The following is a 12,827-nucleotide window of genomic DNA, read 5'->3' as shown; positions in this document are numbered from 1 at the left end:
CGGCTGCAAAACGACTCACAGGCAGGGAAACGTGTCCCGATCCGCCGCCGTCGGCGCCCGTGGAGATCCACCGCGATGCGCCTCCCGGCCGCCGGGCACATGACGCCGTACGGCCATGTGCCCGGCCTGACCGCCCTTGCACGCCGGGGAGTGGCACACCGGCGAAGTACGACGTTCCGGCCCTCGCTTCGCAGTCCGCGGGTGTCTCTCGCCTCACGTCATCGGGGGTGCTCCATCGATCGGGTTTCCCATGACTCCCGGTCGCCGCTGCCAGGGGAGGGGGCCGGCAGGCGGGCGGTATTCGACTCCGAGTGCGTCAAGTCGTGCGTAGTGCTCCGCCATGCGGGACTCGAACCCCACGTAGTCCCGCAGCTCGGGGGCGGGCAACGGGGACCAGGCAACCTCGGCGAACGCGGCCAGACGTGGAAAGACCATGTAGTCGACGGCGCGCGCGGAGTCGAGCACTTCCGTCCAGATGTTCGCCTGGACGCCGATCACATGCCGTGCCTGATCGTCATCGAGTTCCGGTGGTACCGGATCGAACCGGTAGAAGCCTTCGAGAGTTCGCACACGCCCCAGGGGCACTGGTTCCTCTGCACTGTGGCTCTGCCGATAGTTGAGGTACACGTGCTGCTGGGGGCACATCACCACATCGTGCCCGGCGCGCGCGGCCGCGACCCCGCCCGCGTATCCGCGCCAGGAGGAGACGGCGGCACCCTCGGCCAGCCCTCCTTCGAGGATCTCGTCCCACCCGATGAGGCGACGGCCGCGGTCGGTCAGCCACCGGTCGAAGTGTCTGATGATCCAGCTCTGCAGTTCGTCCTCGTCCGCAAGCCCGAGTTCCTTGATGCGTGCTTGGGCCGTCCGGGACTGCTGCCACTCTTCCTTGGGGCACTCGTCCCCGCCGATGTGCACGAAAGAGGAGGGGAAGAGCTCGAGAACCTCCTCGAGCACATGCTCGTAGAAGCGGAGGGTGCCGTCGGTGGGAGCCAGTACGTGGGGAGTGAAGCCCCAGCCGTTCCGGACGGACACGGCTGTGGTGTCGACGACATCACGGTTCCCGAGCTCCGGATATGCCGCGATGGCCGCCTGGGAGTGGCCTGGAATGTCGATCTCCGGAACCACGGTGACATGCCGCTCGGCGGCATACGCGACGATCTCCCGGATGTCGTCCTGTGTGTAGAAGCCGCCGTGCGGCCGCTCGTCCCACAACGGAGACATCTTGGGTCCCACTTGTGTCCGGCTGCGCCACGCCCCCACCTCGGTCAGCCGGGGATACCGCTTGATTTCGATCCGCCACCCCTGGTCATCCGTCAAGTGCAGGTGCAGCACGTTGAGTTTGTGCGCGGCGATCAGGTCGATGTAGCGAAGGAGCGAGTCCTTGGGCATGAAGTGGCGTGCCACGTCGAGCATGAAGCCCCGCCAGGTGAAGCGGGGTGCATCGTCGAAAGTGACGCACGGGACGCGTGCCGCCCATGCACCGCCGAGCGGGGCCCGGCGAAAGGCCTGTGCTCCCAGAAGCTGCCGCAGTGTCTGCGCCCCCCAGAAGACGCCTGCCGTATCGCCGGCGGTGATCTCGATCGCCTCCGCGGTGACGGAGAATCGGTAGCTCTCGGCCGCAAGACGCGTGTCGATGCGCAGCCGGACGGGGCATCCGCCGCGGCCGGGGGCCAGGGCCACCCCCATCGCGGCCCCCACCGTGGACCTCAGCCACCTGGCGACACCCTCGGTTCCGGGCCCTGCGTCAATGACCGTTGCCTCGTCGAACGGGAAACCCTCGCCCTCCGGGGGGGCTTGGGGCATTTCGCGAACGCCGCTGGGAAGGGGGATGAGGTCCATGTCGAAACACCTGTCATGTGCTGGAGCGGGCTGGTCAGGAGCCGCCTGCGTGGTGCCGACAGAAGCCGTGCGTCGTCGCAGGGGACGGGTCTGTCGGATGTTTCAGTGGAAGGGACCGCCGGTGCCGAAGGCGAGTTCCGTGAAGCGCTCGCCCATTCGACGGTAACCCGCGGGGTTGGGATGGAGGCCGTCGGGAAGGTCGCCCAGGTCTTCGGGGCCGAACAGATCGCGGCCGTCGAGATAGTGCAGGTGCGGGTCGTGGGACCGGCGTTCACCGACAATGGCTGCGAGCTCCTCGCGGACCACGTCCAGTGTGAGGGCGCCCCGAGCGACGTCGTTCGCATCGCCGAGGGTCACCACCGCGCCGTCCGGGCCGCGTACGGTCGGACCGGGGGTCTCCTCCAGGCGGGGGCAGATGATCGGGGAGATCACCAGTAGCGGTATCTCCGGGTGCCCGTCACGAATCATGTCGAGGAACCCATGGACCGCCGGGCCGAAGGTGCGCAGCCGGAAGGAAGCAGCGCCGACGATGTTGATGCCGACCTTCAGGCTGATCAGGTCGGCCGGGACGTCACGGATGGTCCGGGCCACGAAAGGGTCCAGCATGGCATTGCCGCCCTGGCTGAGGTTGATCACCTCGACCCCGGCCGTTGACGCAGCTACCACGGGCCAGGTGCCGAGAGGGGTGTCGGCTTCGACGCAATGACTGATCGAGCTGCCGTAATGAACCCAACGGCGGCGACGGTTCGGCACTGGTGGGTCCACGTCGGCGTCGGCCCGCAGTGCGATCAGTTCCGTGGCCGTCTGCTGGGGAAGCCAGATCTCGATCTCTTTGACACCGTCCGGCAACCCGTCGAAGCGCACCGTGCCCGGTCGGCCGGGCTCCAGCCGCGGCTCGCCCCGCGGACCGTCGATGCGCACGACGTTCCCGTCCGGTGCCTGGGCGCGTCCAGCCAACTTGCCGTCCGCCAACAGCTCCAGCACGCCGAAGTCCGTCGGTTCCGGAGTGCCGTCGAGGTGCCAGACAGAGGTCAGCACGTCGAGCTCGAGCGTGCGCGCCGCGGTACGGAACGCCAGCCGTACACCGGATGCCATTGCCGTCACACCATGCAACATGACGGTCGGATACTGCGCCTTGGACCAGGCAGGGAGCCGCCTCGGCAGCACGCCGGCCGCCGTACCCTCCAGGTCGAGCGCTCCCCGGATCTCCACCGGGCCACCGACCAGCGCTACGGCACGCAACCCATCACCCACTGCCCACCTCCGCATCCGTCGTGATTCTCTGCTGAAGGACGCATGCCGGCAGATGCCGACAGCGAGCACACGGCCCCCTGGTTCGGCCTCGTCAAGGTGAGGGAGCGCCGTTCTCGTCTGCTACGCCCTGGGGCGGCAGTCGGCCATGCCGACCTCGGAACCCGCCCTTCAAATTCCATGTTACATGTAAAATCTGCTGTGTGAAGGACGCACTACACGAGCGCAGGGACAGACGGCGCGCTGCCGCTGCCGGTGGTCGCCCGCCTTGCTCGACGTCTCCGGCACCTTCCCCCGCGGCCGCACGACGGTCGCAGCCACAGCTACAACCCACCGCGGCGAGGAACGAGGCCGGTGAACGGAATCCCCGCCCCCTCGCCCCAGCGGGACAGCGGCGACATCTTCCGCGTCTACGACGAACTCCGGGACGGGCACGCCATCCGGGGCATGCTGGTGCGCTCCAGGGACAACCTCATCCTGGACCAGGCCTACGTGAACACCGGAGCGCGTACCTGGCGGCAGTTCAAGGAAAACAACATCCGCACTCCGCGGTCCTGCCCACCGCCCATGGGCCGTCCAGATCAACGCCCGGCGCATCGGTGGCCGTCGCGTCGAGCGACGGCCGCCGATCGGCGAAGAGTTACTGAACGCCGGGAATCTCGCGTCCCTTGAACGCATTGCGGACGGTGTCCGCCACTCTCGTGCCGTACATACGCTCGGCGGTCGAGATCGTCGTCAGTGCCGCGTCCTTGAAGCTGGTGTCGGGCGCGAAACCGAACTGGGCGTTGATGATGATGCGGCCGGCCGTCCTCGCGCCGAGCGCAGTGCGGATGTCGAAGAGCGCGCGGGACCAGATCTCGCCGTCCGCGTGGACCTCCCCCACCCGGTCCCCGTAGACCTTGCTTCCGTCGATGCGGCGCAGGCAGTGCGGGGCGCCGCTGTACGTGACCGAGTCCCAGTCGGCGACGCATGCCAGGTCGGCCTTCATCGGCCAGCCGTACTTGGCGTCCGCGTGTGCGCCGACCTCGATGGCGAGGTAGTCACCGAAGGCCTCGCCGATCGAGCCTGCCTCCGGCGACGTGCCGAAGCCGGGCACTTGGGCGTGGTGCACGGCGTGCCCGTACTCGTGGACGATCACCTCGGCGTCCTCGGCATCGTCCACACCGCCCTTGCCGAAACGGATTTCGGCCTTCTTGTCGGTGAAGAAGGAATTGTCCGCACCCCACTGGTTGATACGGACCGGCTGGACCCGGTTGTTGGCCCCGGGAAGTTCGCTGCCGAAACCCAAGCCCTGCAGGTACTCCTGTGCCTCGTCCACCCAGAAGTAGGCCATGACCTGCTCGAACTGGTCGTCGTGCCGGGTGTACGAGCCGACGTCGGTGGTCTTCGCGGAGGCGCCCGTGTCGGATCTCACGGTCGCCCACGTCCCGGACAGGCCGCCACTGCCGTCCAGGTTCCGCAGCGCAACGACGGCATAGGCAGAGGACGGTACGGCCCCAGCGGCATCCTTGGCGTCGGTGAGCAACTGATCACCGGACGACTGGACGGGATTGACCATGAAGACGCGGGCCTGCGGCGCCGTCGGAGCTGATCCGGAGGCCGAAGCCGAACCGGCCGGTCCGGCCAGGGTGAACAGCGTCACGGTGGCGGTGGCTGCTGCAGCCAGGCCGCGGGATGTGCGGCGAGCCATATGCATCCTCCATTGGGATGTGGTGAGCCGGATGTGGGGGGCGGCTCGGTGCGGGCGTGATCCTTGCGCATCACGGGTTGCTTTGGCCATGGGTCACCCATGAATTCGCAGACGAAAGGGGTCGTCAGCAGGACAATCTGGCGCCGGAACAGGAACGTGCCGGACGAATCACGGCCGACGGAGCGGCGCGGCATCGGCTCTGCACAGCTGCACCGTGCTGCCGGACGGCAGTGTGCAGAAGCAGCTCAGGGCGTGAAGTGCGCGGCGCGCACCCGGTGCAGCCACGCCTCCACCGGAGCCTCGTCGGGCTGGTCCGGCAGGACGCTCCTGGTCCCGTCGAACCGCTCCTCGAAGCGCTGAAGGACAGGAAGTGCCGCCATGGTGTCGGCAGAGACTTGATCGCCGAAAGCGTGGCAGCGCTCAGGGTCCTCGACGCGGACGTTCAGTCGGCCTGTTGCATACAGCTCGAAACCCTGGTGGCACAGGCGCATGAGGTGCCGGGCGTGCTTTGCGGTCCGCTTGCGGGTGTCAGCCGAGAGGCGTCCGTCGCCGCGGTCGTGGAGCCGCTTGAACTGTTGGGTGGCGTAGCCCAGGTAGGCGTCGCGGACGCGCTTGGCGGACAACAGGGAGCTTCGCAGCTCGATGAGTTCGTCACCCAGGGGGGTGCGAACCTCGTAGAGGTCATCGGGCAGCCACACGAGTTCCGTCACGGTGGGATTGCCGCGCAGGGCGAGACGGCACCACTTCGCTGCCTCGTGCAGCGTCCGGTCCGGTGCCGTGGTGACGTGGGACTCGGCCGGGCGGTGCAGGCCGTGGAGTGCGGCCGTGTCCACGGCGAACAGACCGAGACGGTCGACGTCGGACCCCGGGCCGGCCAGTCCGTAGGCGGTGGAGCCGACTATCCCCGACAGCAGGAGGTTCATGGTGCGGCGTCTCGGGACAGGACGAGTGCGGGCGCGGTGAACGCTACGACACCGCCGAGCACGATTCCACGGTATTTGGGCGTCGCTCCCTCTCCCCGCACCGAGACCCGAGAGGCGGGGGCACTCGCATGGGCTTCACGCTGAGGGTCCCGGTCAATCCCGAGCTCGGCCGGAGCGGGTACCTCGCGAGCCCGCGCGGACGCGGACGTCCTGGAGTACCGGGGCGACCGCGAGAACACCGGCGGCGGTGAGGGAACCCAGGTCCTCGATTTCACGCAGCCCGGCCGAGGCGGCCTGGCGCTCGCCTCCCCGGTCCGAGCAGCGGTTCCTCACCTTGCCGATCCGTTATGGACAGGACTATTGACCCCAGATGAATTACATGCAACATGTAGAACATCTCCTTTGGTAGGCAAGGGCCGATCATGAGACTCAGAAACACCACCTTGTTCACCCGTACTGTCGCAAGCGCGGCCATCGCGGCTATGACGACACTGGCCCTCAGTGGCTGCACACCGACGACCGCGGGCACGTCCAGCACCGCCACGTCCGGCACGGCAATCACCGACGACGTGGACGATTTCTCCACCACCGGGCTCCACCCCCCGCTGGATCGCGCCCGGTGTCAACCAGCGTTCCTGCACACGCCCGCGCCGAGAGGGCGGTGTCCATCTGCTTGCCGGTCGCACACCCGCCACCTACGGGCTCACCGGCCGTTTCGTGGAAGTGGAAGCACCGGGTGCCGACCCGATGCTCACCCGCTTCGCTTGCCACCCCCTGGGGTCAGGACTTCCCCGACCACTGGACCCGCCCTGCCCTCAGTCCACCGTAGCCCGACAACTGCCTTGCGAACGGAGTGATTCACATGAGACCAACCGGCAAGATCCCCTGGACACGAAGGTCGATGGCCAAGGTGTCCGCGCTGGTCATCGGGCTTGCGGCGTGCTGGACGCTGCAGCCGACCCCCGCGAGCGCCGCCGTGCAGGCGACCTACTACGCCTCTCCCACCGGCACCGGCACCGCCTGCTCGCAGGCCGCCCCCTGCAGCCTGACCGGCGTCAAGGCCAAGGTGAGAGCCGCCCTCGCCTCGCCCATGACGGGCGACATCGAGGTGCTGCTGAAGGGAGGGACCTACAACCTCACCACGACTCTGGCGTTCGACTCTGGCGACTCCGGCCGCAACGGATACAACGTCATATACAAGCAGGTGTCCGGAGAGTACCCCGTGCTCAGCGGCGGCCGCACGATCACCGGGGGATGGACGGAGGTGGACACTGTCAAGCACATCTGGCAGGCGAGTGCCGCCGGACTCAACACCCGGCAGCTCTACGTCAACGGCCAGCGTGCCGACCTCGTCAGCGCAGCGGCGGACCAGGTCTTCGGCAAAATGCAGTGGGACGAGCACGGCTTCACATACGAGAAGAACGACCTCTACGACCCCGCCCACCCCAGCGTCGGGAACGTCACCATGGTGTACGGCGACCACCTGGTGCTGGACAACAAGGCATGGAGCTACCCCATCTGCCCGGTGGCCTCGATCGGCAACGGCAAGGTCGTCGAGAAGGATCCGTGTTTCGCCAACATCGTCGCCGGGTCCGGGGCCACAGTGCCCCTCGCCGTGGAGAACCACTATGCGCTGCTGAGCTCACCGGGCCAGTTCGCCATCGACTCGGCTGCTGGAAAGATCTTCTACATCCCGCGCGTCAACGAGAACATGAGCCAGAGCACAGCCATCGCTGGCGACGTGCAGACGCTGGTGGAACTGAACGGAACCGCCAACGCCCCCGTGCACAACATCAAGTTCAACGGCCTCACGTTCACGTACGCCGGCTGGGTATTCGGCAACGAGGGCGTGGCGGAAGGACAGGCCAACGCGCTCCGCACGACGGACAAAGACCACTGGAAGCTGATGCCGGCGAACGTCGCCTGCCACGCATGCGAGAACGTCACGTTCGGCTGGAACACCTTCAAGCACCTCGGCGGCAGCGGGCTCGGCTTCGACGGTGGCGGCAGCAACAACCTGGTGACCTCGAACGTGATCACAGACGTCGCCGGCAACGGCGTGCAGCTCGGCACCCTCAACGTCGAGGGAACGTCTCCTCCCTCGGACGAGTATGAGTCCGGCACCACGGTGTCGAACAACTACGTGTACAACGTGGCCAACCAGTATCTCGGCGGCGTCGGGATCCTGGCCACCTGGGTGAAGCAGACCAAAATCCAGTACAACACCGTCTGGGACACCCCCTACAGCGGCATCTCCCTCGGCTGGGGCTGGGGCAACCCTTCCGAGATGGTCGACAACCACATCGACTACAACTACGTCCACGATGTGCAGACCTCACAGGTGTTCGACGGCGGCGGCATCTATGTCCTGGGAACCCAGGGAGCCAGTCCCGTCTCGACCATCAAGGGCAACCACATCGAACACAACGGGCGCCCGTACGGTTCCATCTACCTCGACCAGGGTTCCTCCTACTGGACGGTCGAGAACAACGTCATCGACGGCTTCTCACCCAACTGGCTTTTCCTCGCTTACGGATACACCGGCGCCTACGCACACCACCTCACGGTGCAGAACAACTACATCGGCGCCGACGCGGGGGTGGTATTCAACGGGTCACCCGGCGCAGGAGCCGGTACGAACTACAAGAAGAATGCGTACTATGCCGGCACCCCGTACGACGACCTGTACGCATCAAAGAACAACACCATAGAAAACAACCACGAAGCCAGCGTGACGGCCTGGACTGCCGCGGAAACAACCGCGGCCAACAGCATCGTCGGCGCCGCGGGAATTCAAGACGCATCCCAGTCAATCATGAGCGGGGAGCAGAAGAACCTCTCCTACAAGAAGACCGTCACGGCTTCCAGTTCGCCCGCCACCAGCCCGGCATCCAACGGGAACAACGGGGGTTCGGGCCAGTGGATCTCCGCCAGCACCGACACCAGCCCGTCCTGGCGGACCGACCTCGGGGCCCCGCACAAGCTGTCGAAGGTCTCGGTCCAATTGCGTTCCGACGACGGCCTCACCTCCAACATCCTGACGGAGCGGGAGAACTTCGAGATCCGCGTCTCGAACAGCCCGGACGACACCCCCACCGTCGTGTGCAGGCAAGGAGACATGCCACTGCACTTCCATGGCCACTACGAATGCCCGGTGGCAGGAGTCTGGCGCTACGTCACCGTGGCCAAGACCGACGGCAAGCAGTTCGCCCTGGCAGAAGTCCGTGTCTACGGAGAGGCGGCCGACCAGTCGAACTATGCCCAGGGCCGGCCGGCGACAGCCTCGTCGCAGTACAACTCCACCACCCCCGCGTCCAACGCGGTCGACGGCGATCCCGACACGATCTTCGCCACCGCCGACAACGTCACGGATCGGTGGTGGCAGGTCCCGCTGTCACAGCAGTACGACCTGACCGAGGCACACCTCGTCTTCCGTCACGACGGCAACGACTTCCCGGACGAGAGAAAGAACCTCAAGGTGCAGGTGTCGAACAATCAGGACATGTCGCTGGGGAACACCGTCGCATGCACACTCGGGGCGACTTCCCTCCCCTACGCCAGCACCTACCGATGCCCTCTGCCTAATGGAACATGGCAGTACCTCGCCGTGGTCAAGACCGACACGAAGAGGCTGACCCTGGCCGAAGTGAGGGTCTTCGGCCCCTGACCACCACACCCGCAACCACACCCGGGGTGCCCCGCTGAGACAACGCCTCCAGCGGGGCACCCGACCCACTGCGTGATTCTCCTGAGTGATTCATCGGAGACCGACCGAACAAGAGGCCGTGGACTCGACCGTCATGGCCAAGCTGTCCGCGCTGGTGATCGGGCCGGCGGCGTGCTGGACGCTGCAGCCGGCTCCCGCGAGCGCCGCCCTGCGGGCGAAGTACGTGGCCACGTTCGCCAGGGACCATGTCGAGCGGCATCGGCCCGCAGTGCGATCAGTTCCATGGCCGCCTGCGCAGGGAACCTCGGCCATAAGGCCGCTTCACATTTTCAATGTTACATGTATCTTTACCTCAAAGGCAGCCCACCTCTGTGGCATCAAAGATCGCCCATGCACCTTCGCGTGTGAGCGACACCAGGGCCCGACTTTGCGGCCGCCGTGGAACCGGATGGGAGGCATCGTGTGATGGCAGGGCACGGACGCGGTGACGCGAAGGAGCCCGGGACCGAGCGAGGCGGGCGTGCCTGCTGCACGCCTTCACGTGCGGGGGGCGTGCCGCGCGAGGCGACGGGGGCGGAGGTCCCGGCATCGGCCTCGGCGGTGCGGAGCCGGCCCACCCGCACCGGCGCGGCCGGCGAGCACATGGTGGCGCTGCCCGGTGGGGCCTTCTTGATGGGCACAGACGACAAAGACGGCTTTCCCGCCGATGGTGAGGGCCCGGTGCGCGAGGTGCACGTCGCCCCCTTCTCCATTGCCGCCTGCGCCGTGACCAACGCACAGTTCGCCGCGTTCGTGGAGGCGACCGGCTACCGTACCGACGCCGAGCGGCTGGGCTGGTCCTATGTGTTCGCCGGCTTCCTGCCGGCAGCCCTGCGCAAGGTGTCGCCGCGTCCCGAGGTCACCCCGTGGTGGTGCGCCACGGAAGGAGCCGGCTGGCACCGGCCGGAGGGCCCCGGCTCCACCTTCGATGACCGCGCAGACCATCCCGTGGTGCACGTCTCCTGGAATGACGCATGGGCATACGCGGACTGGGCGGGCTGTCGTCTGCCGACGGAAGCGGAGTGGGAGTATGCCGCGCGCGGCGGCCTGGAGCATTCGCGCTACCCCTGGGGCGACGACCTCACCCCTGGCGGGGAGCACCGTTGCAACATCTGGCAGGGCCGCTTCCCGTTCAAGAACACGGCCGAGGACGGCTACCGTGGCACCGCACCGGTGCTTGCCTACCCACCCAACGGCTACGGCCTTTACAACACCGTGGGCAATGTCTGGGAGTGGTGCGCCGACTGGTTCAGCCCGGACTTCCACCGCACAGGTCCCCGTACCGACCCCACTGGTCCGCCATCAGGTTCGGCCCGTGTCATGCGTGGCGGCTCCTACTTGTGCCACGACTCGTATTGCAACCGCTACCGCGTGGCGGCGCGCACGTCCAACACACCCGACAGTTCGGGCGGGAACCTGGGCTTCCGCTGTGTACGGACCAACTGAGGCACGGGCCGCAAGCATTCGGTGCGTTAGCGGCCGGCCGCTGCGTCCTGCCGTTCCGGCCCCCTCGATTACCCCGCCCCCGTCCTGTGAGCCGCGTCAAGGACCGAGGGTCGAGACACGTACCGGGCTACGTAGTCTCCCGCTACCGTCGGGGTGGGCGTATGCCCGAAAGTACTCGCGTAAGACGGTTCGTCCTGCGGACCCTCACCACATACCGCGTCACTGAATCTCTTACCACTCAGCGTGAGCCCACCTGCGCTCAGCCCGCTTCTTCGATGCGGAAGGCGCCCCTGCATCGTCTTCAAGCACCGTCTTGGGCGCCGACAACACGCGGAGATCACGGGCATCTTTACGAGCAGTTGGGCGTCACCGGCGCCCCACTCCTCGACGATGCAGTCACCAGCCGGTGCCCCAGCACACGTGGCGACGCACGCAGTACCGCACGACAACCCATCTCACGAACATGGAGCCGCACGATGACCTTTCCCCACGACTTCATGTGGGGCACGGCCACAGCCGCGTACCAGATCGAAGGCTCGAGCCACGCCGACGGAAAAGGCCGCTCGATCTGGGACACCTTCGCCCACACACCAGGCCGTATCCGCCACGGCGACACCGGTGACATCGCCTGCGATCACTACCGGCGCCTGGAAGAGGATCTCGACCTGATGGGCGAACTGGGTCTGCGTGCCTACCGCTTCTCCGTCTCCTGGCCGCGTATCCAGGCCGAGGGCCACGGCCCGGTCAATCAGCGCGGTCTGGACTTCTACCGCCGCTTGATCGACGGTTTGCACGCCCGTGGCATACGCCCCGCTGTCACCCTCTACCACTGGGACCTCCCGCAGGCACTGGAGGACGCAGGAGGCTGGACGAACCGCGACACCAGCCTGCGCTTCGCCGACTACGCTGAAGCCGTCTACCAGGAGTTCGCCGGCTCGGTGGACCTCTGGACCACCCTCAACGAACCTTGGGTGTCCTCCTGGATGGGCTACGGCCTCGGCAAGCATGCCCCAGGTCACGCCGACGACACCGAGGCCTTCGCGGCCGCACACCACCTGCTGCTCGGCCACGGGTTCGCGGTGCAGCGCATGCGCGAGCTCGACGCCCGTCCCGACCTGGGCATCACACTGAACCTCTCACCGGCGGAGCCTCTCACCGACCAGCCGGCCGACGCGGAGGCCGCCCGGCATGCCGACGGCCACCTCAACCGCCACTTCCTCGACCCGCTGTTCGGCCGCGGCTACCCCGCGGACCTGCGAGAGGACTACCGGGACCGCGTCGACTTCGGCTTCGTCCAGGACGGTGACCTGGAGACGGTCGCCGCGCCCCTGGACTTTCTCGGGATCAACTACTACAGCGCCAGCCTGGTCGCCCACGACCCGGACAAGCCCCACCTCGCAGCCCGCCGGGTGCTCCCTGAAGGCGTGCCGACGACCGCGATGGGCTGGCCCGTCACCCCCGAGGGCCTGACCCGCCTCCTGCTGCGCCTGCAGGAGGACTACGGCACGCTGCCCGTGTACATCACGGAGAACGGTGCTGCCTACCACGACTACGTCGACCCCGAGGGCGAGGTCGACGACGAGGAGCGCATCGCCTTCCTGCGCGATCACTTGCGTGCCGCCGCGAAGGCATTGGAGGCCGGCGTCGACCTGCGCGGGTACTTCGTGTGGTCCCTGATGGACAACTTCGAGTGGTCCGAGGGGTACAGCAAGCGTTTCGGCCTCGTGCACGTGGACTACGCCACGCAGCGGCGCACCCCCAAGGCCAGCGCTTGGTGGTACCGCGACGTCATCAAGGCCAACGGCCTCGTGTGAGGGGCTTGCAGAGCCCCGCGATGTACCTCCGCCGGCCTCCCACCTGACCGGGTGCCGGCGGGCGTTGGGGCCGGGTGGGTGCGCATGAGCACCCACCCGGCCCCGAATGCAGTACTGCTTTCACAGCAGGAGCATGCCGGCAACGGGTGGCTGATCGC

The 12,827-nt window shown here is 67.1% G+C and carries 8 protein-coding genes; 3 read left to right on the top strand and 5 right to left on the bottom strand.

All coding sequences use genetic code 11. From position 1 onward, the window contains the following. Positions 1-213: 213 nt before the first annotated feature. The 5 genes from ACTWOL_RS00140 to ACTWOL_RS00120 form a co-directional block, all read right to left on the bottom strand. On the bottom strand, positions 214-1,839 hold the full coding sequence (locus tag ACTWOL_RS00140) for a beta-N-acetylhexosaminidase (protein WP_474292941.1): 1,626 nt from the start codon (positions 1,837-1,839) through the stop codon (positions 214-216). A gap of 102 nt (positions 1,840-1,941) precedes the next feature. Next, positions 1,942-3,093, bottom strand: a complete 1,152-nt coding sequence (locus tag ACTWOL_RS00135) for a GDSL-type esterase/lipase family protein (RefSeq protein ID WP_474292939.1) — start codon at positions 3,091-3,093, stop codon at positions 1,942-1,944. A gap of 637 nt (positions 3,094-3,730) precedes the next feature. Next, positions 3,731-4,780, bottom strand: coding sequence for a M4 family metallopeptidase (locus ACTWOL_RS00130; protein ID WP_474292937.1), 1,050 nt, complete (start codon positions 4,778-4,780; stop codon positions 3,731-3,733). Between the two features lie 245 nt (positions 4,781-5,025). Further along, positions 5,026-5,703 carry a nucleotidyltransferase domain-containing protein gene (locus ACTWOL_RS00125; RefSeq protein ID WP_474292935.1) on the bottom strand — a complete coding sequence of 226 codons (678 nt, stop codon included), beginning with the start codon at positions 5,701-5,703 and terminating at the stop codon, positions 5,026-5,028. Positions 5,704-5,974: 271 nt separating this feature from the next. Beyond that, the gene (locus tag ACTWOL_RS00120; RefSeq protein WP_474292933.1) at positions 5,975-6,292 is read right to left on the bottom strand and encodes a hypothetical protein; all 318 of its coding nucleotides are present in this window, start codon (positions 6,290-6,292) and stop codon (positions 5,975-5,977) included. 273 nt (positions 6,293-6,565) lie between these two features. Here ACTWOL_RS00120 and ACTWOL_RS00115 point away from each other — a divergent pair, with 273 nt between their 5' ends. The 3 genes from ACTWOL_RS00115 to ACTWOL_RS00105 all read left to right on the top strand — a co-directional run bounded on the left by ACTWOL_RS00115 (position 6,566) and on the right by ACTWOL_RS00105 (position 12,669). After that, positions 6,566-9,370: a galactose-binding domain-containing protein gene (locus ACTWOL_RS00115; protein ID WP_474292931.1), complete on the top strand. Its 2,805-nt coding sequence runs from the start codon at positions 6,566-6,568 to the stop codon at positions 9,368-9,370. A gap of 465 nt (positions 9,371-9,835) precedes the next feature. Continuing rightward, complete coding sequence (locus ACTWOL_RS00110; RefSeq protein ID WP_474292929.1) at positions 9,836-10,855, top strand: formylglycine-generating enzyme family protein; 1,020 nt, start codon at positions 9,836-9,838, stop codon at positions 10,853-10,855. Between the two features lie 476 nt (positions 10,856-11,331). After that, positions 11,332-12,669: a GH1 family beta-glucosidase gene (locus ACTWOL_RS00105; protein ID WP_474292927.1), complete on the top strand. Its 1,338-nt coding sequence runs from the start codon at positions 11,332-11,334 to the stop codon at positions 12,667-12,669. Positions 12,670-12,827 lie beyond the last annotated feature (158 nt).

The organism is Micromonospora sp. IBHARD003 (assembly GCF_056106285.1).
Note: the sequence above shows the minus strand (reverse complement) of the source record. Positions and strands in the feature narration are given on the sequence as shown.